This is a genomic window from Frigoribacterium sp. VKM Ac-2836, assembly GCF_013248995.1.
Classification (GTDB): Bacteria; Actinomycetota; Actinomycetes; order Actinomycetales; family Microbacteriaceae; genus Frigoribacterium.
Map to the genome: position 1 here is coordinate 50,334 of NZ_JABRPK010000006.1, position 20,119 is coordinate 70,452.

Below are 20,119 nucleotides of genomic sequence, written 5' to 3' on the forward strand. Positions count from 1 at the left end.
CGACCCGCGCCTCCTCGACCCCCGGGCCGTCGCGTCAGCGGGTGCGCTCGCGCTGATGCGCCAGCGCCTCGAGCTGCTCGTTGTACGCCCTCAGCTCGGCGTCGTCGTCGCGCTCGGCCTGGCGGTCCTTCCGGACGGCCTCGCGGCCGTCGCTGCGGCTCCACATGATGGCCACGGCGATGGCCATGACGATCGTCGGGATCTCGCCGACGCTCCAGGCGATGCCGCCGGCGACGTACTGGTCCTCCATGGGGGTCGGCCCCCACGTGCGACCCATGGCGCCGTACCAGTCGGCGAGGAAGAGCCCGGTGGCACTCATGATGCCCAGGCCGAAGAACGCGTGGAACGCCATGGTCCCCAGCAGCACGACGAGGCGGGCGGGGTAGGGGAGTCGACCCTTGACGGGGTCGATGCCGATCATCGACTGCACGAAGAGGTAGCCGGTGATCAGGAAGTGCACGATCATCCAGTAGTGGCCGATGTGCGTGGTCGTCGCCCAGCTGAACAACGGCGTGTAGTAGAACGCCCACAACGAGCCCGCGAACAGCACCGCCGAGATGATCGGGTTGCTGACGAAGGTCGCGAACCGGGAGTGCACGAGGATCATGATCCACTCGCGGCCGCCGCGGGTCCCGTCCTTGCGCTTCGTGATGGTGCGCAAGGCGAGCGTCACGGGCGCACCCGGCACGAGCAGCACGGGGACGAGCATGCCCAGCGCCATGTGCGCGAGCATGTGGGTGCTGAAGAGGTACTCCTCGTAGACGTTCGGGGCGCCACAGGTGATGTAGAACAGCACGACGAGGCCGGCCACCCACGAGACGGTGCGCCCGATCGGCCAGCGGTCGCCGCGGCGGTGCAGGCGGACGACGCCGGCCAGGTAGAAGAAGACGCCGAAGGCGCAGAGCAGCCCCCAGAGCAGGTCGACGTTCCACTCGGTGAGGTAGCGCAGGGGCGTCAGCTCGGGCGGCAGCGCCTCTTCGGTGAGGATGACCGCCGGCGTGGGGTCGGCGAGATCGGTCGCGGCGATCTGTTCGACCGGGGTGGCCGTCCGGGCCAGGGCCGCCGCGACGCCCGAGGCGAGACCCATGAACGCGAGCTCGGCGGTGACGAACCACCAGAAGAGCTTCGTCGTCGCCTTGGGGTGCGTCGCCAGGCGGTCCACGAGCCACCGCCGCTGCACGACGCCGAACAGACCCAGCGCCACGAGGGCGAACGTCTTGACCAGCACGAGGACGCCGTAACCCGACGTCAGGGCCGACCAGTCGCCGATGCGGATGGCGGCGCTTCCGACGCCCGAGACCGCGACGACCACGAAGCAGACGATGGCCACGCTCGAGTAGCGCGCCAGCACGATCGCCAGCCGCCCGCTCGAGAGGTGGCCGCGGAGCAGCACGATGGCGAGCAGGCCACCGAGCCAGACCGAGGCCCCCACCAGGTGCAGGGCGAGGTCGGTGACGGCGGCGTCGTGCCCACTCGTGCCGGCCGCGTGGCCCTGCTCGGCGATGGGGATGAGCCCGCCCGCGGCGAGCACGGTCACGGCGACGACCAACCAGATGTTGCGGACGACGAAGCACAGCACCGTGACCGTCGCCGCGATCAGGGTCGTGATGAGCCAGGCGGTCCCGAGCTCGGTGTCCGTCAGGAAGAACGCGAGCGTCCGTCCGAACTGGTCGTCGAAGGTGACCGGCACGTTGGCCACGCTGAGGAAGGTGAAGAACGCGGTGACGGCCGAGGCGACGGCCCAGAAGCCCGCGGCGGCGGCCGCGACGTCCAGGGCGCGGTCGTATTCGGCTTCGCGTCGGGTGAGGGCGAAGCAGGTCAGGAAGAGCGTGCCGATGGTGAGAGCCGCACCGATGTTGCCGAGCATCTTGGCCATCGGTAGGCCGTAGCGCACGACCTGGCCGGGGTCGACGACGAGGGGCGCGTCGGCCGCCCCGCCGAACGTGAGTGCGGCGAGGAGGGACGCGAACGCCACCAGCACGAGCAGTGCGGGCGCCGTGGTTCGGGCGAGTCTGGGCATCGTCTACCAGGGTAAGTCGGATCACCTGGTGAACAGGCGGGGGTGCAGGACGTCGCTCGACGTCGAGTGATCAGAACGAGAGAAGGGGCGGGACGACCGATGGTCGTCACGCCCCTTCTCGGGTGCTCGTGAGAGCGAGGACTACTTGACGGCAGCCTTGAGCTTGCTGCCGGCGCTGACCTTGACGCTGTCGCTGGCGGCGATCTCGAGGGCCTCACCCGTCTGGGGGTTGCGGCCGGTGCGAGCGGCGCGGTGCGTCTTCTCGAAGGCGATCCACCCGGGGATGGTGACCTTCGTGCCGTCGGCGACCGACTTCGAGACGACGGAGAAGAACGCGTCGACGACGCCGCTGACGGCGGCCTGGCTCTGGCCGGACTCGGATGCGACAGCTGCGACGAGCTCGGTACGGTTCAGTGACTTGTCAGCCATATAAATGTCCTCCTCGGACTTCGTTCGGTATGACGAGACACGGCGTTCACCATGCCTGCGCGGTCGAGACCAGAGAGCCGAGGGCCCTGTGGAACCGGTTGAAACCTACCAGGAAGACTTCGTGATGCCCGGCAACTCGCCCCGGTGGGCCATGTCGCGGAACCGCACGCGGCTGATGCCGTAGGCCTTGAGGTGACCACGGGGGCGGCCGTCGACCGAGTCGCGGTTGCGGAGGCGGACCGGCGACGCGTTGCGCGGCAGCTTCTGCAGACCCAGGCGAGCGGCCTCACGGCTCTCGTCGGAACCGTTCGGGTCGATCAGGGCCTTCTTCAGCTCGAGACGCTTCTCGGCGTAGCGGGCCACGATCTCGGCGCGCTGGTTGTTCTTGGCGATCATGCTCTTCTTGGCCATTTTTAGCGCTCCTCGCGGAATTCGACGTGCTTGCGAATCACCGGGTCGTACTTCTTCAGCACGAGACGGTCGGGGTTGTTGCGACGGTTCTTCTTGGTCACGTACGTGAAACCGGTGCCCGCCGTCGAGCGGAGCTTGATGATGGGACGAACGTCCTGCTGACGAGCCATTAGATCTTCTCCCCACGAGCGAGCAGGTCCTTGACGACCGACTCGATACCACGAGCGTCGATGACCTTGATGCCCTTGGCGCTGAGCTGCAGCGTCACGTTACGACGAAGCGACGGCACGTAGTACGTCTTCTTCTGGATGTTCGGGTCGAAACGACGCTTGGTGCGTCGGTGCGAGTGCGAGATGTTGTGCCCGAAGCCGGGAACGGCTCCAGTCACCTGGCAGGTTGCTGCCATGGTTTTCCTCCGTAGATACCGTGAGGGCCGAAGCCCTCACCCAAGGTCACTTGTCGGCGCGCCGGTCCCCCTGCCCGATCGTCGGATCGGGCGATGGTGCCGGGGGGCGGTGCACATGGGCGCAGAGAGCGCCCAACCAAAGGGAGAGCTTACGCGACACGCCCGGAGCGACGCAACCCGCGCCTGCGGGGCCCTCGCGACGTCGGGCCGAGGCGCCGCGGGGCCGTGGCGACCGGTGTCGAGGAGGCGCGGCTCAGTGGGACGCGGAGGCCTCGGCGGCCTCACGGGCCTCGGCCGTGCACGCGGGGCACAGGCCGAACACGTCGACGACGTGCTGCGCCTCGGTGAACCCGTGCGTCGCGGCGACGTGATGGGCCCAGGTCTCGACCTCGTCGGCCTCGATCTCGACCGTGGTGCCGCAGTTCCGGCAGATCAGGTGGTGGTGGTGCGTGCCCGGGGTGCAGGCGCGGTAGAGGCTCTCGCCCTCTTGCTGCAGCGAGTCGGCGGAGCCGTCGGCGGCGAGGTCGGCGAGGGCCCGGTAGACCGTGGCCAGGCCGATGCCGGTCTCGCGCAGGTGGGCGTGCAGCGCCTGGGCGCTGACGAACCCCTCGCTCGTGCCGAGTGCTTCTCGCACGGCCTCGCGTTGCCACGTGTTGCGTCGGACCACCACGTCGTCCTGCCTCTCTGTGTCAGACCCCGGTCGGGGCCAAGGGTACCCGTGGCCTCCTGCGTGGCCTCCCGGCGGCGGTCGTGCGCCGCCAGCTGACGAGGCGGCAGACGAGCCAGATCGCGAACGAGATCGTGGTGACGTAGGGGCTGATCGGCAGGCCGCCGCCGAGGGCGAGCAGGATGCCGCCGACGACCGAGACGACGGCGAACGTCACGCTCAGCACGGGCACGAGCCGTGGGTTCACGGTGAGTCGCAACGCGGCCGCCGCGGGCGTCACGAGCAGCGAGAGCACGAGCAGCGCGCCGATGATCTGGACCGACACCGCGACCGACAGGCCGAGCACCAGCATGAACACGATGCCGAGGGTGCGGACGGGCACGCCGGCCGCCGCGGCGACGTCGGGGTCGACGCTGGCGAAGGTCAGGGGTCGCCAGATGACGACCAGCGTGACGATCACGACGGCGGAGATGGCGATCAGCCAGCCCAGCTGCGGGTTGTCGACCGACACGATCTGACCGGTCAGCAACCCGAACTTGTTGGCCGACCGTCCCCGGTAGAGCGCCAGGAAGAGGATGCCGAGACCCAGGCCGAACGGCATGAGCACCGCGATGATCGAGTTGCGTTCGCGGGCCCGGGTGCCGAGCAGACCGATCAGCAGGGCGGCGATCAGGCTGCCGACGAGCGACCCGCTGACGACGTTGACGCCGAGCAGCAGGGCGGCCGCGGCGCCCGCGAACGAGAGCTCGCTGATGCCGTGCACCGCGAAGGGCATGTTGCGGGTGATGACGAACGGGCCGATCAGTCCACCGACGAGGCCGAGCACGGCGCCGGCGATGACGCTGTTGCGCACGAGCACGAGCAATTCGCCGAAGTCCTGGAAGCTGAACAGCTGCGACCACAGGTCGGTCATCGGACGAGCCCTTCGTCGCCCGGGTGCTCGTCGACGTGGTGGTCGTGCCCGTCGTGGCTGCCGACGATCACGACGCGGCCCATGGTGCGGATCACGTCGACCGGGGTGCCGTAGAGGTCGCTCAGCACGTCGGCACGGAGCACCTCGTCGGGTGTGCCGATGCGGAACCGGCCGCCGGCGAGGTAGAGCACCCGGTCGACGACGTCCAGGATCGGGTTGACGTCGTGGGTGACGAACACGACCGCAGCGTTGCGTGCGCGCCGCTGCTCGTCGATCAGGCGCGTGACCTCGCGCTGGTGGCGCAGGTCGAGCGAGATGAGGGGCTCGTCACAGAGCAGCAGGGCCGGTTCGGCCGCGAGGGCCTGGCCGACCCGGGTGCGCTGCTGCTCGCCGCCGCTGAGGCTCGCGACCGGCGAGCTCGCGAACGACGTCGCGCCGACCTCTCGGACCAGGGTGTCGATGCGGGCGCGCTCGGCGGGTGACTCGCGGCGCGGCCCCCAACGGTGACCGGTGACGCCGAGCGCGATCATGTCGCGGGCGCGCAGGGGAGTGCCCGATTCCATCAGTCGTTGCTGCGGCACGTAGCCGATGCGCCGGTGGCCGCGCCCCACCGGCCGGCCGAGGAACTCGATGCTCCCGTCGGTCAGCTGTTGCTGCCCGAGGATCGTCCGCAGCATCGTCGTCTTGCCCGCGCCGTTGGGGCCCAGGACGGCCACGAACTCACCCGGCCGCACGTCGAGGTCGAGCCCCGACCAGAGCGTCCGGGCGCCGAACGAGACGCCCGCGCCGCGCAGGCGCAGCACGGCGTCGCCGCCGCCACCGGCCGAGGAGGCGCGGGTGGCGGCGGCGACGGAGGTCGCGCCGGAGGGGTCGGTCACCGGCCGAGTGCCTCCGAGATCGCGTCGATGTTGCTCTGTTGCCATGACACGTAGTCTTCCCCCTCGGGCAGCAGCTCGGTGACCGGCACGATGGCGACGCCCGCGTCGGTCGCGGCCTTCTCGACCTGCTCGGTCTCGGGGCTCGAGGTCTGCTCGTTGTAGGCGAGCAGGTCGACCTGACCGTCGGTGAACAGCTTCAGGGTCTCGTTGAGCACGGCGGGCGAGACGTCGTCGCCCTCCTCGATCGCCTCGGCGAACGCCTCGGGCGTCACGTTGACGAGACCCATCGCGTCGAACAGGTAGCCGGGCACGGGCTCGGTGTAGGCGACCGATTCGCCGTCGTGGGCCGTCTTGATCGACGCGGCCTGCGCCTCCAGGTCGGCGACCTTCTCGCCGAACGCCTCGGCGTTCGCGGTGAAGGTGTCGGCGTTCGCCGTGTCGACGCGGCCGAACTCGTCGGCCATGGCGGTGGCGAGCTTCGCCATGCTCGGGAGGCTGTAGAAGACGTGCTCGTTGAACGCAGCGTGGTCGTGGTCGGCGTGGTCGTCGTGCCCGGCCTCGGGGTCGAGGCCCGAGACGTCGACGGCGTTCACGACCGTGGCGTCGGTGCCGCTCGCGTCGACCATCGTGTCGACGAACGAGTCGTAGCCACCGCCGTTCTCGACGATCACGTCGGCCTTCGAGACGGCCAGCTGCGTGCGGGCGTCGGCTTCGTACGAGTGCGGGTCCTGAGAGGGATCGCTGATGATGCTCGTGACGTCGACGAGGTCCCCGCCGACGGTCTCGGCGATGTCGCCGTAGACGTTGGTCGACGTGACGACCGAGACCGCGCCTCCGTCGGCGGCCTCGGCCGAACCGGCATCGCTCGACGTCGCGCATCCGCTCAGGACGAGGGCCGCCGCGGCAGGCAGGACGATCAGGGTCGGCAGCGAGCGCATCTTCATGACCGCCACGCTATTGCTACTGATAATGATTGTCAAAACGAGGAGGCGCGCGCCACCCGAGCGCGCCTCCCCCGCTGCGCGACACCCCCTGTTCGGCACGACACCCCCTGTTCCGAGGGTGTGACGCGGAACAGGGGGTGTCGAGAGCGCTCAGGCCGAGGCGGACTCGCCGACAGCGGCGTCGTCGTCTTCGCGGCCGGGGGTCTTGAGGTTCCACTTCTTGATCACGAAGCTGAACAAGAAGTAGTAGACGACCGCGTAGCCCAGCCCGATCGGGATCAGCCAGATCGAGTTCTGCGAGATGTTGAAGTTCAGCACGTAGTCGATCAACCCCGCCGAGAACGTGAACCCGGTGTGGATGTCGAGCGCGTTGACCAGCATCATCGACGTTCCGGTCAGCACCGCGTGGATGAGGTAGAGCGGCCAGGCGACGAACATGAACGAGAACTCGAGCGGCTCGGTGATGCCCGTGATGAACGCGGTCAGCGCGGTCGACAGCATGATGCCGCCGATCAGCTTCTTCTTCTCGGGGCGCGCGTGACGCCAGATCGCGAGGGCCGCCGCGGGCAGGGCGAACATGAAGATCGGGAAGAACCCGGTCATGAAGACGCCGGCGCTCGGGTCACCGGCGAAGAAGCGGTACAGGTCGCCGCGCACGACCTCGCCGCCTGCGTTGGTGTAGTCACCGACCAGGAACCACACGACCGAGTTGAGGATGTGGTGCAGTCCCGTCGGGATCAGAAGTCGGTTGACGACGCCGTAGACCCCGCCGCCGATCACGTCGTTCGAGGCGACGGCCTGCCCGATGCCGGTGAGCGCGTTGTTGAACAGGGGGTAGATGAACGACATCACGACGCCGACGATCAGACCGGTGACCGCGGTGAGGATCGGCACCATGCGCCGCCCCGAGAAGAAGCCGAGGAAGTCGGGCAGCTTGGTCCGGTAGAAACGCTGCCAGATCATCGCCGACAGGATGCCCATCACGATGCCGCCGAGTACGCCGTAGTTGATCAGCTCGGGGTCGCCCGTCGCGGTCTCGCGACCGGCGAGCACGAGGGGCGACATCGCCTTGAACACCCCGTCGATCACCATGTAGCCGACCACGGCCGCCAGGGCGGTCGAGCCGTCGCTCTTCTTGGCCCAGCCGATGGCGATGCCGACCGCGAAGATCAGCGGCAACCAGGTGAAGACGGCCTGGCCGGCCGCGCCGATCACCGAGGCACCCGTCTCGAAGCCGGGGATCGCGCCGAGCAGGTCGGCCTGCCCGAGCCGCAGCAGGATGCCCGCGGCCGGCAGCACGGCGATCGGCAGCATGAGGCTGCGACCGAGGCGCTGCAGCACCGCGAACGCGGCCGAGCCCCTCTTCTTGGTCGGGGCCGACTCGGTCGTCGTCGTCATCAGGTGGTCCTCTCGTCGGTGAGCAGCCGTGGCGCGGGGTGGGTCGTGGGGGTGGGGCGGTGCAGGAGGCGCGGGTCGCGCAGAGCGCGTCCGGTCCTGTCCGGTCATGACCAGTGAGTGGTAGTTTCCTCAGACCGGCGGGTGGTGTCAACTAGGACGACACCCGCGTCGCCCCGAGCGACCGACCGATGGAGGAGAACAGCTCATGTCGAAAGCACAGGCCATGATCGACGGACTCGGCGGCGCCGACAACATCGAAGAGATCGAGGGCTGCATCACGCGCCTCCGCACCGACGTGCGGGACGTCTCGCTCGTCGACGACGCCGCCCTCAAGGCCGCCGGAGCGACCGCCGTCGTCCACGCCGGTGGCAGTGTCCAGGTGATCGTCGGCACGATCGCCGACTCGCTCGCTGAAGACATCAACGACCTGCTGCCGTGACCACGGTCGTCTCGCCGGTCGCCGGCCGGGTGACGGCGCTCGCCGAGGTGCCCGACGCCGTGTTCGCCGGGCAGCTCGTGGGCGCGGGTGTCGCGGTCGAGCCGAGCGCGCCTCCTGCCGGTGACGGCGCTGACGCCGGCGCGGGCGCTCGCGTCTTGGTCGTCTCACCGATCGCGGGCGAAATCGTCAAACTGCACCCGCACGCGTTCGTCGTCGTCGCCGAATCCGGCACGGGTGTGCTCGTGCACGTCGGCATCGACACCGTGAAACTCGGCGGCTCGGGCTTCGAACTCGCCGTCGCCGAGGGCGCGACCGTCGCGGCGGGCGACCTCGTCGTCCGCTTCGACCCGGCCGTCGTGGCCGAGGCGGGCTACTCGGCCGTCGTCCCGGTCGTCGTGCTCGACAGCGCCCCCGACAGCGTCTCGCAGCAGGCCGTCGGCACGACCGTCAACTCGGGGGAGCCCCTCTTCTACCTCTGAGGCCGACGCGGCGGGGCCAGGAGTCAGGCGGGTGACGTGCCCGACGCGACGTGCATCTGCAGCCGGTAGCGATCCGAGCGGTACCAGCTCTTGGCGTGTTCGAGCGGGACGTCGCCGGCGAACGAGACCCGGTCGAAGTACAACACCGGGGCACCCTCACGCGTGCCGAGCAGGGTCGCGACGTCGGCGTCCGCCCCCTCGGCGCTGACCGTCTGGGTCGCCCGGGTGATCGGCGTCGAGTAGTCGCCGTCGAGCGTGCGGTAGAGCGACCTGCTGAGGTCGTGGTCGAGCAGGCCGGGCAGGCGCTCGACCGGATACCAGCCGTCGTCGATGCTGACCGGCACGCCGTCGGCCAGGCGCAGGCGTTTGATGTGGAACGCCGGGGCACCGGTCTCGAGCCCGAGGGCCGCAGCCGTCTCGGTCGGGGGTGTCGTCTCGGCTTTGACCAGCACGACGGTGCTCGGCACGTGGCCCAGTTTGGTCATCTCGTCGGTGAACGAGGCGAGGTGCAGGGTCGACTGCACGACACGGTGCGCCACGAAGGTGCCCTTGCCGCGCACCCTCGTCAACCAGCCCTCGTTCACGAGCTGCCCCACGGCCTCGCGGACCGTGATGCGGCTGACGCCGTACTCGAGCATGAGCTGGCGCTCGCTCGGGATGGCCGAGCCGGGCTGCGATCCGGCCGCGAGGCGCTGCACGATGGAGCGCAACTGCTCGTGCTTCGGCACGGCTCCGTCGGTGATGTGGTCGGTCATGGGCCCTTCGTCGGTCGAACCCGAGGGTGGTCCCATCTGGTCATGACCGGTCGTCCTGCACTTGACGCTAGTGCACACCGACGGACCGGGGCGATGCCCGGGCCCCTCGCGGTGTACTTCTCAGGAACGGACGAGGAGGCGCGGCGTCAGTCGAGCAGCAGCGCCGGCTCTTCGAGGACGCTCGCGACGTCGGCCACGAACCGGCTGGCGACGTCGCCGTCGACCACGCGGTGGTCGAAGCTCGCCCCGATCGTCGTCACCATGCGCGAGCGCACCTCGCCGTCGACCACCCAGGCCTTGGGCTTGATCGTGCCGAGCGCGACGATCGCGACCTCGCCCGGGTTGAGGATCGGCGTGCCGGTGTCCATGCCGAAGACGCCGATGTTGGTGATGGTGATCGTGCCGTCCTTCATGTCGGCCGGCGTCGTCTTGCCGTCGCGGGCGGTCAGGGTCAGTTGCTCGAGGGCCTGGGCCAGTTCGAGCAGGCTCATCGACTGGGCCTCTTTGACGTTCGGCACGATCAGGCCGCGAGGGGTCGCCGCAGCGATGCCGAGGTTGACGAAGTGCCGCACGAGGATCTCGCGGTCGGTCCAGGCCGAGTTGACCATGGGGTTGCGACGCACGGCCCAGATGATCGCCTTGGCCATGATCAGCAGCGGCGAGACCTTGACGCCGGCGAACTGCGGCGAGGCCTTGAGCCGCTTGACGAACTCCATCGTGCGGGTCGCGTCGACGTCGACGAACAGGCTGACGTGCGGGGCCGTGAACGCCGAGGAGGTCATGGCTGCGGCGATGGCCTTGCGGACGCCCTTGACGGGGATGCGCTCGATGCGCTCCTCGCCCCATTCGGGCGTCTCGATGTTGCGGAAGACGCTGGCCTGCTGGGCGTGACGAATCACGTCGTCACGCGTGACCTCGCCGGCGAGACCGGTGGGCTGCACGACGGCCAGGTCGACCTCGAGGTCTTTGGCCAGCTTGCGGATCGGCGGCTTGGCGATGATCGGCAGGGCCTGGGCGGCGGGCACCGAGGTGGTGGGTCGGCGACGGGCCTGCTCGGCGACGCGCAGCTGCCGGGCGTCGACCTCGGTCTGCGAGGGGCGGCGGCGGCGGGTCGCGCCGTGACCGCCCGCGGCACCGTAGCCGACGAGCACGGCACCCGAACCCGAGTCGGCCGGGGCGTCGGGAGCGTGCTCCACCGAGCCCGTGTCGCCGTCGGCGCTGACCGCGTCGGCCGAGCGGGCCGGAGCGGCGGGCGCGGGGGCAGCGGGCTCGGCCTGGCGGGCCCGCTGGGCCGACAGCGCCTCTTCACCTCGCGACACGATCTGTGCCGTGCGGGCCAGTCCGCCCGATTCGAGCGACTCGGACTCGGCGGCTCGGCCCGACGGGGTCGCGGGCGCCGAGGAGTCGCCGACCCGGATGATCGGGGTGCCGACGTCGACCGTCGTCCCGGGCTCGACCAGGATGCTCTCGACCACGCCGGCGTAGGGGGAGGGCAACTCGACGAGGGATTTCGCGGTCTCGATCTCGACGAGCACCTGGTTGATCTCGACGCTGTCGCCCGGGGCGACCTTCCACTCGACGATCTCGGCCTCGGTCAGGCCCTCGCCGACGTCGGGCAGGGTGAATTCGCTGGTCATGTCGTGACTCCTAGTAGGCCAGGGCCCGGTCGACCGCTTCGAGCACGCGGTCGGCGTCGGGCAGGTACTGCGTCTCGAGCTTGGCGGGCGGGAAGGGGGTGTCGAAGCCGCTCACGCGGAGCACCGGCGCCTGGAGCGAGTAGAAGGCCTTCTCGGCCACGGTGGCGGCGATCTCGGACCCGACGCTGACGAAACCGGGTGCTTCTTGCGCGACGACGAGCCGTCCGGTCTTGCGGACCGACTCGAGGATCGGCCCGTAGTCGACGGGAGAGAGCGACCTCAGGTCGACGACCTCGGCCGAGACGCCCTCGGCGGCGGCGATCTCGGCGGCCTGCAGCAGCACGCTGACCATGGCGCCGTGCCCGAGCAGAGTGACCTCGGTGCCCGTCCGGACGACCCGGCTGGCGTGCAGCGGGGCCTGGGGATCGCTCAGGTCGACCTCGCCCTTGGGCCAGTACCGGCTCTTGGGTTCGAAGAACATGACGGGGTCGTTCGACGCGATCGCCTCTTGGATCATCCAGTAGGCGTCGTGCGGGGTGCTCGGGCTGACGACGCGCAGACCCGCCGTGTGGGCGAAGTACGCCTCGGGGCTCTCCTGGTGGTGCTCGACCGCGCCGATGTGCCCGCCGTAGGGCACCCGGATCACGACGGGCATGGTGACGGCTCCCTCGTGTCGGTTCGTCATCTTGGCGAGTTGCGACGTGATCTGGTCGAAGCCGGGGTAGATGAAGCCGTCGAACTGGATCTCGCAGACCGGGCGGAACCCGCCCATCGCAAGTCCGATCGCGGTGCCCACGATTCCCGACTCGGCGAGCGGCGTGTCGATGACGCGCTTCTCACCGAATTCGGCCTGCAGGCCCTCGGTCACGCGGAAGACGCCGCCGAGCGTGCCGATGTCCTCGCCCATCAGCAGCACGCGGGGGTCGTCGGCCATGGCCTGGCGTAGCCCGGCGTTGATGGCCTTGCCGAGCGGCATGGTCTGGACGGAGGCTCGGGTCGGCTCGATCGTGCCGGTCGGGTCCTCGACGGTGTCGGTCATGATGCCCCCTCGTCGGTGGTCACGGTGTCGCCCGCGCCGAAGCTCTGCTCGTAGGTCGCCAGCCACTGTTTCTGCTCGGTCATGAGCGGGTGCGGCTCGGAGTACACGTGGTCGAAGATGAGACCGCGGTCGGGGTTCGGCAGCGTGACCGTCCGCCGTCGGACGTCGGCGCCGAGATCGTCGCACTCGGTCTCGAGGTCGGCGAAGAACGCGTCACCCTCGCCGCGGCCGCGGAGGAACGCCTCGAACCGTGTGATCGGGTCACGAGCGATCCACGACTGCAGCTCGTCGTCGGTGCGGTACTTGGTGGGGTCGTCGGACGACGTGTGCGCCCCGACCCGATAGGTCAAGGCCTCGATGAAGCGGGGGCCGCCACCGGCGCGGGCGGCCTCGAGGTCGCGACGGCTGACGGCATAGCTCGCGAGCACGTCGTTGCCGTCCACCTGCGTGCCGGGGATGCCGAAGCCGCCCGCGCGGGCGACGAGGGGCGTGCGCGACTGACGGGAGACGGGCACGCTGATCGCCCACTGGTTGTTCTGCAGGAAGAACAGCTCGGGTGTCTGGAAGCTCGCGGCGAAGACCAGCGCCTCGCTGACGTCGCCCTGGCTCGTGGCGCCGTCGCCGAAGAAGGTCACCACGGCCTGGTCGACCTCGGGGTCGCCCGTGCCGCTCTTGCCGTCGAGCCCGAGGCCCATGGCGAAACCGGTCGCGTGCAACGTCTGCGAGCCGATGACGAGCGTGTAGACGTGGAAGTTCTGGTGCTCTGCCGGGTTCCAGCCGCCGTGCGTGTGTCCGCGCAGCAGACGCAGGATGTCGACCGGATCGACCCCGCGGGACAGGGCCACGGCGTGCTCGCGGTACGACGGGAAGAGGTGGTCCTGAGGGCGGGTGGCATGGGCCAGGCCGACCTGCGCGCCCTCTTGCCCGTGGCTGGGGACCCAGAGGGCGAGCTGGCCCTGACGGGCGAGTGCGGCGGCTTCGCGGTCGAAGCGGCGCGTGAGCACCATGTCGCGGTGCAGGGCGCGGAGACCGTCGTCGCCCAGGGCGTCGACGTACGGGCGGAACTCGTCGGCCGCGGCGGACTCGACCACCTCGCCCGACGGCGACAGGAGCTGGACGGGCGGCGGCGCGTCGGTCGCTTCGGAGGAAGACATGGCGTCCAATCTATTCCGCGGCATATGCCGTCACCGGGATGTGAGGTCGACGATCTGTTGGGCGGCGTGCAGCAGCTTGTCGACCGAGGACGGTTCGCCGATCGTGACCCGGACGCCCTCGCCCGCGAAGGGTCGCACGACGACCCCGTGGTCGGCGAACACCTGGGCGGCGGCGGCCGTGTGCTCGCCCGTGGCGAGCCAGACGAAGTTGCCCTGGGCCTCGGGGACCGACCAGCCCTGGTCGATCAGGGCGCGTCGCACCTGGTCGCGCAGCAGGACGATGCGATCGACCCGGCCGAGCAGCTCGTCGGCGTGGTCGAGCGAGGCGAGTGCCGCGGCGGCTCCCTGCTCGGTGACGGCGAGGGGGATGGCCGTGGCTCGCGCGGCGTCGAGCAGGTAGGAGGCGCCGATCGCGTAACCCACGCGCAGTGCGGCCAACCCGTACGCCTTCGAGAACGTGCGCAGCAAAACGAGGTTCGGGTGCAGTTCGGTGAGCGTCTCGCCGTCGACCGCGGTGCTGTCGGTGACGAACTCGGCGTAGGCCTCGTCGAGCAGCACGAGCACGTCGCCCGGCACCGCGGCCATGAACGTCTCGAACTCGCCCGCCGACACCGTGGTGCCCGTCGGGTTGTTGGGGGAGCACACGATGACGACCCGGGTGCGGTCGGTGACGGCTGCGGCCATGGCCGGGAGGTCGTGGCCGCCGTCGGCCCGCAGTGGCACCTGGACGCTCGTCGCGCCGGCCACCGTGACGAGCCCCGGATACGCCTCGAACGAGCGCCACGCGTAGACGACCTCGTCGCCGACCGACGCCGCCGCGAGCACGAACTGGGCGAGCAACGAGACCGACCCCGCGCCGACGTGCACCTCGTCGACGGTGACGCCGAAACGCGTGGCCAGGGCCGTCCGCAGGGCAGCGGCCGAGGCGTCGGGGTAGCGGTTGAGCGAGACCGCGCCGCGGACGGCCTCGACGACCGACGGGAGGGGCTCGAACGGGTTCTCGTTCGACGACAGCTTGAAGGCGTCGGGGGACGCCTGCTTGCCTTGGCGGTAGGGCGGCAGGGCGGCGATCTCGGGACGGAGTCGGACGGGAGTGGTCACGCGGCCAGCCTATGGGCCTCGGCCCGGGTCGCGTCAGGGCACCGCGCCTCCTCGGGGGATCCGGTCGGGCACTACCGCCCGTGGACGAGAGGTCGGCATGATGGGGGCATGACCCGTTTCGTCGTCAGGCTGCTCATCAACGCGGTGGCCCTGTGGCTCACCACGCTGCTCGTGTCGGGGGTGTCGGTGACGCCCTACGGCGCAGGGGGCACCCTCGAGACGATCGTGACCTTCTTGTTGCTCGCCCTGGTGTTCGGTGTGGTCAACGGCGTCGTCGGCACGGCGATCCGCGTGGTGGCGTTCCCCTTGTACATCTTGACCCTCGGCTTGATCGCGCTCGTCGTGAACGGCCTGCTGCTGCTGATCGTGGCCTGGATCTCCGGCCTCTTCGGATTCGGGTTGACCATCGACGGCTTCTGGTGGGGCGTGCTCGGTGCCATCGTCCTCGCCGTGTTCGCCTGGGCCATCGGAGTCGTCGTCCGCCCCGTGGTCGGGCGGGGTGACCGGGCACGGTGAACCGGTTCCGCATCTGCTTCGTCTGCACGGGCAACATCTGCCGCTCGCCGATGGCCGAGTCCGTGCTGCTCTCGCTCGCCGCCGACGCCGGTCTCGCGGACAGGGTCGAGGTCACGAGCGCGGGCACGGGCGACTGGCACGTCGGCGAGGGAGCCGATCCTCGCACCGTCCAGGCCCTGGAGCGCCGCGGCTACGATGGTTCGCGGCACCGGGCGAAGCAGTTCGAGGCCGACGACTTCGCGCACCACGACCTCGTGGTGGCGTTCGATCGCGGCCACGAGAGGATTCTCCGGGCCTGGGCAGGCGACGACGCCGACCGCTCGAAGGTGCAGCTGCTGCTCACGTTCGCTCCCGACGCCGCGTCGGCGGGTGGCGGTCTCGACGTCCCCGACCCGTATTACTCCGACGCAGGACTCTTCGACGAGGTGCTCGACATGGTCGAGCACGCCTGCTCGGCCCTCTTCCGCCAGATCGAACCCGCACTCCGCAAGGGACAGTCATGACGTTGCCTCCTCAGCCCCTCAGCCCGCTCGACGGCCGCTACCGCTCGTCGGTCGGCGCGTTGGGCGACCACCTCAGCGAGGCGGGGCTGAACCGGGCCCGCGTGCACGTCGAGGTCGAGTGGCTGATCGCCCAGACCGATCGGGGCGCCTTCGGCTCGACCCCCCTCGACGACGACCAGAAGCGCGCGGTGCGGGCCGTCGTCACGGACTTCGGCCAGCCCGAGATCGACGAGCTCGCCGGTCTCGAGGCGACCACCCGCCACGACGTCAAGGCGGTCGAGTACTTCGTGCGGGCCCGTCTGGCCGAGCTCGGGCTCGACGGCATCGCCGAGCTCACCCACTTCGCCTGCACGAGCGAGGACATCAACAACCTCTCGTACGCGGTGACGGTGAAGGCGGCCCTGTTCGACGTCTGGTTGCCGGCCTTCGACGCCGTCCTCGCCGCCCTGACGACCTGGGCGACCGATGCCCGTGACGTGCCGATGCTGGCCCACACCCACGGTCAGCCGGCCACACCGACGACCGTCGGCAAGGAGTTCGCCGTCTTCGCCCACCGCCTCCAGCGCCTCCGGAAGCAGATCGTGGGCACGGAGTTCCTCGGCAAGTTCAGCGGGGCCACCGGCACGTTCTCCGCGCACGTCGTCGCCGATCCAGAGCTCGACTGGCCCGAGACCGCCCGGGCCTTCGTCGAGGACTCCCTGGGGCTGACCGTCAACCCGTTGACGACCCAGATCGAGTCGCACGACTGGCAGGCCGAGCTGTACTCGCGCGTCTCTCACGCCAACCGCGTGCTGCACAACCTCGCCACCGACGTGTGGTCCTACATCTCGATGGGCTACTTCACGCAGATCCCGCAGGCGGGTGCGACCGGGTCGTCCACCATGCCCCACAAGATCAACCCGATCCGCTTCGAGAACGCCGAGGCGAATCTCGAGATCTCGTCGGCGCTCTTCGACTCGCTGGCGTCGACCCTGGTCACGAGCCGTCAGCAACGCGACCTCACCGACTCGTCCGCCCAGCGCAACATCGGCGTCGCCTTCGGCCACTCGATGCTCGCCCTCGACAACCTCCGTCGCGGTCTCGGCGAGATCGCCGTCGGTTCGGTGGCGCTCGAGGCCGATCTCGACAGCAACTGGGAGGTCCTCGCCGAGGCCATCCAGACCGTGATCCGCGCCGAGGTCGTCGCCGGGCGGTCGTCCATCGACGACCCCTACGCGATGCTGAAAGAGCTCACTCGCGGCAAGCGCGTCGGCCAGGCCGAGCTGGTCGCCTTCGTCGAGGGTCTCGACGTGTCCGAGGGGGCCAAGCAGCGCCTCGTGGCGTTGACCCCGGCGACCTATACGGGCATCGCCTCGCAGCTGGTCGACCGCCTGGCCTGAGCCGAGGAGGCGCGGGTCGGCCGACGAGGACGACCCGCCTCACCGGCGCGCCCTCGAGCAGGCGCTGGGCGGATCGTGCCGGTGTCAGTGGCCGCGGGGCTTGTCGGCGTCGTCGATCTCGTGTCGCTCGTCGTCGTTCGGCTTGGCCGCGAGGGCGAGCATGGCGATGACGACGAGCGCGACGATGAAGCCGATGCAGAGGAAGATCAGCGCCAGCTGCAGGTCGCGGGTCGTCATCAGGACGACGAGTCCGACGAACACGGCGAAGATCGCCGACAGCCCGAGGAACTCGGCGGGGCGGAACCGGTCGCGCCAGGTGGGGTGGGTCATGACGTGTGTGCCTTGTCGTCAGGGGTGTCGGCATCGGCCGGATGCCCGGTCTGCCATTTGAGCGAGAGGCCGGCGATCACGAGGAAGACGCCGACCAGGGCGCCGTAGGCGCCCAGGATGCCGACGAGCACGGTCGAGGACGTCAGTTCGCCCTCGATCTGCTCGATGCCGCCGAGCTGCTGGCTGTAGTCGGGCGGGACGACGAGGAAGACGACGGCCAGGGCCAGGGTCAGCACGCCGACGGTCGTCCAGTCGCGGGCGAGCGGGGAGCGACGCCGACGACGCAGCCCGGCCAGCAGTTCGAGGACGCCCGTCAGCACGGCCCAGGCCGTCACGAACGCGACGAGCACGGGCAGGTCTCCGTGCGAGAAGACGAGGCAGAGGGCGCCGATCACGGCCCCGACGACGCCCTGCAGGACGGCGATGGTGCGGCTCGAACGATCGGTGAGTCGCAGGGTGGACCCCACCGCGAGGACGGCGCCTCCGACCACAGCCGCCGCCCCGAAGGTCAGCAGGCCCACCTGGGGCGAATGGTCGGGGTTGAACGTGATGGCCGCGGCGGCCGCGAGGGCCGGAACGGCACGCAGCACCGGGACGGGCCAGTACGCGAAGAGCGACGGGTCGACGCCCCGGTTCGAGGGGTCGGACGACGCCACGGGGGCGGTCGCGCCGGAGTCGTGGTGCGCAGGCGACACGAGACCTCTTTCACGGGTGGGGGACCCGCAGAGTTTACCGCGCGCTCCTGAACGCCAGGCGGCGGCGGACCCAGCCGGGACCGGCGGTCTCCCGACACCTTCCCAGCCCACGCCGTTACGTTCGCACCATCTGCGGGCCACGACCGGTCCCTCCATCCGGCTGAGAAGTCGACCAGCCGCGGGAGCCCGATGACCGCCACCGTCCCCACGACCACTCGAACCGCCCACCCCCGCATCGTCCATGCGCCGGCAGGTGCGGCACCCGCCGGGTTCCGTCCCACCGTCGCCGGCCAGGTGGGCAAGCCGACCAGCACCTACTCGAGCCTGCTCAAGTCCGTGCGCGAGGCGGGTCTGCTCAAGCGTCGCACCGGCTTCTACGTCACGGTCTTCGTCGTGCTCGTGGCCTGCCTCGGTGGGGCCGCCACCGGCTTCGTCCTGCTGGGCTCGAGCTGGTTCCAGCTGTTGATCGCCGGGGCCCTGGGCATCATCCTCACGCAGTTCGCCTTCCTCACGCACGAGGCGGCGCACCGCCAGGTGTTCGAGTCGGGCACGCGCAACGACAAGGTCGGCCGCGTGCTCGCCGCCGGGGTCGTGGGCATCAGCTACGCGTGGTGGATGACGAAGCACAGCCGTCACCACGCCAACCCGAACACCAAGGGCAAAGACCCCGACATCGCGTTCGACACGATCTCGTTCCTCGAAGAGGACGCGGCGAAGCAGCGCGGAGTGCTCGGCTTCATCACGCGCCGCCAGGGGTACTTCTTCTTCCCGCTGCTGCTCGGCGAGGGCGTCAACCTGCACGTGACGTCGTTCCGCACGCTGCTCGGTCGCGACAAGATCGAGGGCCGGGCGCTCGAGATCACGCTGATCGCCGTGCGACTCGTCGCCTACTTCGGCGTCGTCTTCTGGTTCCTCCCGCTCGGGATGGCCTTCGCCTTCATCGGCGTGCAGATGGCCGTCTTCGGTCTCTACATGGGGTCGTCGTTCGCCCCCAACCACAAGGGCATGCCGATCATCCCCGAGGGTGCCAAGGTCGACTTCCTCAGCAAGCAGGTGCTCACCTCGCGCAACATCACGGGCCGGCACTCGACCGCGTTCATGGGCGGGTTGAACTACCAGATCGAGCACCACCTCTTCCCGAGCATGGCGCGACCGAACCTGCGCGCGGCCAGCGCCCTGGTGAAGGCGCACTGCGCCGAGCACGGCATCCCCTACACCGAGACGACGATCGGCAAGTCGTACGCGATCGTCATCAGGTACCTGAACCGCGTCGGGCTCTCGGCCCGCGACCCGTTCGACTGCCCGGCGGCGTACGCCCTGCGTCCGCGCTAGGCGCCGACGAACACGAGCACGAGCGCAGGAGGCGCGGGCCGGGTCAGGCTGACCGGCTCGCGCCTTCGTCGTCCTCGAAGGCGTGTCGGCGGGGCGAGCCAGGGCTCGACCTCACGCGGCTCACGTGGGCCAGGCGGCCAGCTGCCAGCCCAACCAGGGCGAGAAGGCGAAGGGGGCGGCCGCGACGGCGTCGCGGAGCTCGCCGGGCTCGACCCACGCCCACTCGGCGACCTCGTCGGGTGAGGGATCGGGCAGGCCGACGGCGCGGGCCGTGAACACCGGGCAGATCTCGTTCTCGACCACGCCCGAGGCGTCGGTGGCCAGGTAGCGGAACTCGGGCAGGATCACCTCGACGTCACGCACCTCCATGCCGAGCTCTTGGTGGGCGCGCCGCATCAGCGCCTCGGCCGGAGTCTCGCCGGGGGCGGGGTGGCCGCAGAACGAGTTCGTCCAGACGCCGGGCCAGGTCTTCTTGCTCAGCGCGCGGCGGGTGACGAGGACGCGGCCGAGGTCGTCGGTGACGTGGCAGCTGAAGGCCAGATGCAACGGCGTCGTGGCGGTGTGCACCGTCGCCTTCGCCGTGGTGCCGACGGGCGTGCCCTGGTCGTCGAGCAGCACCACGAGCTCGTCGTGCGTGCCCGCCCGGTCACCGGGCGTCGGCTGGGGATGCGTCGGGGTCTCTCGGGTCATGAGA

At 70.0% G+C, this 20,119-nt stretch carries 24 protein-coding genes; 6 read left to right on the forward strand and 18 right to left on the reverse strand.

The genetic code is table 11. From position 1 onward, the window contains the following. Positions 1-34 precede the first annotated feature (34 nt). From HRF36_RS14575 to HRF36_RS14620, 10 genes are all read right to left on the reverse strand, one after another. Entirely contained in the window at positions 35-2,020 is a 1,986-nt protein-coding gene (locus HRF36_RS14575; RefSeq protein ID WP_173211134.1) for a cytochrome c oxidase assembly protein, read from the reverse strand. A 141-nt stretch (positions 2,021-2,161) separates the two neighbouring features. Further along, on the reverse strand, positions 2,162-2,449 hold the full coding sequence (locus tag HRF36_RS14580; protein WP_043595940.1) for an HU family DNA-binding protein: 288 nt from the start codon (positions 2,447-2,449) through the stop codon (positions 2,162-2,164). Positions 2,450-2,554: 105 nt separating this feature from the next. Further along, positions 2,555-2,860, reverse strand: a complete 306-nt coding sequence (gene rpsN, locus HRF36_RS14585; RefSeq protein WP_043595941.1) for a 30S ribosomal protein S14 — start codon at positions 2,858-2,860, stop codon at positions 2,555-2,557. Positions 2,861-2,862: 2 nt separating this feature from the next. Continuing rightward, positions 2,863-3,030 (reverse strand): 50S ribosomal protein L33, encoded by a 168-nt coding sequence (gene rpmG / locus HRF36_RS14590; protein WP_043595944.1) that lies wholly within the window; start codon positions 3,028-3,030, stop codon positions 2,863-2,865. Then, positions 3,030-3,266: a 50S ribosomal protein L28 gene (rpmB, locus tag HRF36_RS14595; protein ID WP_043595945.1), complete on the reverse strand. Its 237-nt coding sequence runs from the start codon at positions 3,264-3,266 to the stop codon at positions 3,030-3,032. Before rpmB ends, rpmG begins: the two co-directional genes overlap by 1 nt. 253 nt (positions 3,267-3,519) lie before the next feature. Further along, entirely contained in the window at positions 3,520-3,933 is a 414-nt protein-coding gene (locus HRF36_RS14600) for a transcriptional repressor (RefSeq protein WP_173211314.1), read from the reverse strand. A gap of 22 nt (positions 3,934-3,955) precedes the next feature. Continuing rightward, the gene (locus tag HRF36_RS14605) at positions 3,956-4,846 is read right to left on the reverse strand and encodes a metal ABC transporter permease (RefSeq protein WP_173211135.1); all 891 of its coding nucleotides are present in this window, start codon (positions 4,844-4,846) and stop codon (positions 3,956-3,958) included. Continuing rightward, positions 4,843-5,724 (reverse strand): metal ABC transporter ATP-binding protein, encoded by an 882-nt coding sequence (locus tag HRF36_RS14610; protein WP_371740213.1) that lies wholly within the window; start codon positions 5,722-5,724, stop codon positions 4,843-4,845. The genes HRF36_RS14605 and HRF36_RS14610 overlap by 4 nt, the downstream gene beginning before the upstream one ends. Next, complete coding sequence (locus HRF36_RS14615) at positions 5,721-6,668, reverse strand: metal ABC transporter solute-binding protein, Zn/Mn family (protein ID WP_173211139.1); 948 nt, start codon at positions 6,666-6,668, stop codon at positions 5,721-5,723. Before HRF36_RS14615 ends, HRF36_RS14610 begins: the two co-directional genes overlap by 4 nt. Positions 6,669-6,818: 150 nt before the next feature. Next, positions 6,819-8,066, reverse strand: coding sequence for a PTS transporter subunit EIIC (locus tag HRF36_RS14620; RefSeq protein ID WP_173211141.1), 1,248 nt, complete (start codon positions 8,064-8,066; stop codon positions 6,819-6,821). A gap of 205 nt (positions 8,067-8,271) precedes the next feature. Between HRF36_RS14620 and HRF36_RS14625 the strand changes: the two genes are divergently transcribed. Together HRF36_RS14625 and HRF36_RS14630 are read left to right on the forward strand one after the other, a co-directional pair. Continuing rightward, positions 8,272-8,505, forward strand: coding sequence for a glucose PTS transporter subunit EIIB (locus HRF36_RS14625; protein WP_043594109.1), 234 nt, complete (start codon positions 8,272-8,274; stop codon positions 8,503-8,505). Beyond that, the gene (locus HRF36_RS14630; protein ID WP_173211143.1) at positions 8,502-8,984 is read left to right on the forward strand and encodes a PTS glucose transporter subunit IIA; all 483 of its coding nucleotides are present in this window, start codon (positions 8,502-8,504) and stop codon (positions 8,982-8,984) included. The genes HRF36_RS14625 and HRF36_RS14630 overlap by 4 nt, the downstream gene beginning before the upstream one ends. A 23-nt stretch (positions 8,985-9,007) precedes the next feature. On the opposite strand, the gene HRF36_RS14635 is transcribed toward HRF36_RS14630, so the two are convergent. The 5 genes from HRF36_RS14635 to HRF36_RS14655 form a co-directional block, all read right to left on the reverse strand. Further along, complete coding sequence (locus tag HRF36_RS14635) at positions 9,008-9,739, reverse strand: GntR family transcriptional regulator (protein WP_173211145.1); 732 nt, start codon at positions 9,737-9,739, stop codon at positions 9,008-9,010. A 146-nt stretch (positions 9,740-9,885) separates the two neighbouring features. Beyond that, positions 9,886-11,376 (reverse strand): dihydrolipoamide acetyltransferase family protein, encoded by a 1,491-nt coding sequence (locus tag HRF36_RS14640; RefSeq protein WP_173211147.1) that lies wholly within the window; start codon positions 11,374-11,376, stop codon positions 9,886-9,888. 10 nt (positions 11,377-11,386) lie between these two features. Further along, positions 11,387-12,415 carry an alpha-ketoacid dehydrogenase subunit beta gene (locus tag HRF36_RS14645; protein WP_254281386.1) on the reverse strand — a complete coding sequence of 343 codons (1,029 nt, stop codon included), beginning with the start codon at positions 12,413-12,415 and terminating at the stop codon, positions 11,387-11,389. Next, a complete protein-coding gene (locus HRF36_RS14650) occupies positions 12,412-13,569 on the reverse strand; it encodes a thiamine pyrophosphate-dependent dehydrogenase E1 component subunit alpha (RefSeq protein WP_173211149.1) in 1,158 nt (385 codons plus the stop codon). Before HRF36_RS14650 ends, HRF36_RS14645 begins: the two co-directional genes overlap by 4 nt. Positions 13,570-13,599: 30 nt before the next feature. After that, entirely contained in the window at positions 13,600-14,670 is a 1,071-nt protein-coding gene (locus tag HRF36_RS14655; RefSeq protein ID WP_173211151.1) for a histidinol-phosphate transaminase, read from the reverse strand. Between the two features lie 108 nt (positions 14,671-14,778). Between HRF36_RS14655 and HRF36_RS14660 the strand changes: the two genes are divergently transcribed. Genes HRF36_RS14660 through purB form a run of 3 tightly spaced genes read left to right on the forward strand, consistent with a single transcriptional unit; the run spans position 14,779 to position 17,068 of the window. Continuing rightward, positions 14,779-15,186 (forward strand): phage holin family protein, encoded by a 408-nt coding sequence (locus tag HRF36_RS14660; protein ID WP_173211152.1) that lies wholly within the window; start codon positions 14,779-14,781, stop codon positions 15,184-15,186. 50 nt (positions 15,187-15,236) lie between these two features. Further along, entirely contained in the window at positions 15,237-15,689 is a 453-nt protein-coding gene (locus HRF36_RS14665) for a low molecular weight protein-tyrosine-phosphatase (protein WP_173211318.1), read from the forward strand. Beyond that, positions 15,686-17,068 carry an adenylosuccinate lyase gene (gene purB, locus HRF36_RS14670; RefSeq protein WP_173211154.1) on the forward strand — a complete coding sequence of 461 codons (1,383 nt, stop codon included), beginning with the start codon at positions 15,686-15,688 and terminating at the stop codon, positions 17,066-17,068. The genes HRF36_RS14665 and purB overlap by 4 nt, the downstream gene beginning before the upstream one ends. 84 nt (positions 17,069-17,152) lie before the next feature. Here the strand turns inward: purB and HRF36_RS14675 are convergent, their stop codons facing one another. Both HRF36_RS14675 and HRF36_RS14680 read right to left on the reverse strand, forming a co-directional pair. Then, positions 17,153-17,398: a hypothetical protein gene (locus tag HRF36_RS14675; protein ID WP_173211156.1), complete on the reverse strand. Its 246-nt coding sequence runs from the start codon at positions 17,396-17,398 to the stop codon at positions 17,153-17,155. After that, positions 17,395-18,093: a DUF308 domain-containing protein gene (locus HRF36_RS14680; protein WP_371740214.1), complete on the reverse strand. Its 699-nt coding sequence runs from the start codon at positions 18,091-18,093 to the stop codon at positions 17,395-17,397. Before HRF36_RS14680 ends, HRF36_RS14675 begins: the two co-directional genes overlap by 4 nt. Before the next feature lie 189 nt (positions 18,094-18,282). Between HRF36_RS14680 and HRF36_RS14685 the strand changes: the two genes are divergently transcribed. Next, the gene (locus tag HRF36_RS14685; RefSeq protein ID WP_173211160.1) at positions 18,283-19,425 is read left to right on the forward strand and encodes an acyl-CoA desaturase; all 1,143 of its coding nucleotides are present in this window, start codon (positions 18,283-18,285) and stop codon (positions 19,423-19,425) included. 120 nt (positions 19,426-19,545) lie between these two features. Here the strand turns inward: HRF36_RS14685 and idi are convergent, their stop codons facing one another. Next, the gene (idi, locus tag HRF36_RS14690) at positions 19,546-20,115 is read right to left on the reverse strand and encodes an isopentenyl-diphosphate Delta-isomerase (RefSeq protein ID WP_173211162.1); all 570 of its coding nucleotides are present in this window, start codon (positions 20,113-20,115) and stop codon (positions 19,546-19,548) included. Between the last annotated feature and the right edge of the window lie 4 nt (positions 20,116-20,119).

Excerpts from the sequence above, each read along its gene's own strand:
- HRF36_RS14575 (WP_173211134.1), bottom strand. The coding sequence starts at position 2,020 with ATGCCCAGACTCGCCCGAACCACGGCGCCCGCACTGCTCGTGCTGGTG.
- HRF36_RS14580 (WP_043595940.1), bottom strand. The coding sequence starts at position 2,449 with ATGGCTGACAAGTCACTGAACCGTACCGAGCTCGTCGCAGCTGTCGCA.
- rpsN (WP_043595941.1), bottom strand. The coding sequence starts at position 2,860 with ATGGCCAAGAAGAGCATGATCGCCAAGAACAACCAGCGCGCCGAGATC.
- rpmG (WP_043595944.1), bottom strand. The coding sequence starts at position 3,030 with ATGGCTCGTCAGCAGGACGTTCGTCCCATCATCAAGCTCCGCTCGACG.
- rpmB (WP_043595945.1), bottom strand. The coding sequence starts at position 3,266 with ATGGCAGCAACCTGCCAGGTGACTGGAGCCGTTCCCGGCTTCGGGCAC.
- HRF36_RS14605 (WP_173211135.1), bottom strand. The coding sequence starts at position 4,846 with ATGACCGACCTGTGGTCGCAGCTGTTCAGCTTCCAGGACTTCGGCGAA.
- HRF36_RS14615 (WP_173211139.1), bottom strand. The coding sequence starts at position 6,668 with ATGAAGATGCGCTCGCTGCCGACCCTGATCGTCCTGCCTGCCGCGGCG.
- HRF36_RS14620 (WP_173211141.1), bottom strand. The coding sequence starts at position 8,066 with ATGACGACGACGACCGAGTCGGCCCCGACCAAGAAGAGGGGCTCGGCC.
- HRF36_RS14625 (WP_043594109.1), top strand. The coding sequence starts at position 8,272 with ATGTCGAAAGCACAGGCCATGATCGACGGACTCGGCGGCGCCGACAAC.
- HRF36_RS14635 (WP_173211145.1), bottom strand. The coding sequence starts at position 9,739 with ATGACCGACCACATCACCGACGGAGCCGTGCCGAAGCACGAGCAGTTG.
- HRF36_RS14640 (WP_173211147.1), bottom strand. The coding sequence starts at position 11,376 with ATGACCAGCGAATTCACCCTGCCCGACGTCGGCGAGGGCCTGACCGAG.
- HRF36_RS14645 (WP_254281386.1), bottom strand. The coding sequence starts at position 12,415 with ATGACCGACACCGTCGAGGACCCGACCGGCACGATCGAGCCGACCCGA.
- HRF36_RS14650 (WP_173211149.1), bottom strand. The coding sequence starts at position 13,569 with ATGTCTTCCTCCGAAGCGACCGACGCGCCGCCGCCCGTCCAGCTCCTG.
- HRF36_RS14660 (WP_173211152.1), top strand. The coding sequence starts at position 14,779 with ATGACCCGTTTCGTCGTCAGGCTGCTCATCAACGCGGTGGCCCTGTGG.
- HRF36_RS14665 (WP_173211318.1), top strand. The coding sequence starts at position 15,237 with ATGGCCGAGTCCGTGCTGCTCTCGCTCGCCGCCGACGCCGGTCTCGCG.
- purB (WP_173211154.1), top strand. The coding sequence starts at position 15,686 with ATGACGTTGCCTCCTCAGCCCCTCAGCCCGCTCGACGGCCGCTACCGC.
- HRF36_RS14675 (WP_173211156.1), bottom strand. The coding sequence starts at position 17,398 with ATGACCCACCCCACCTGGCGCGACCGGTTCCGCCCCGCCGAGTTCCTC.
- HRF36_RS14685 (WP_173211160.1), top strand. The coding sequence starts at position 18,283 with ATGACCGCCACCGTCCCCACGACCACTCGAACCGCCCACCCCCGCATC.
- idi (WP_173211162.1), bottom strand. The coding sequence starts at position 20,115 with ATGACCCGAGAGACCCCGACGCATCCCCAGCCGACGCCCGGTGACCGG.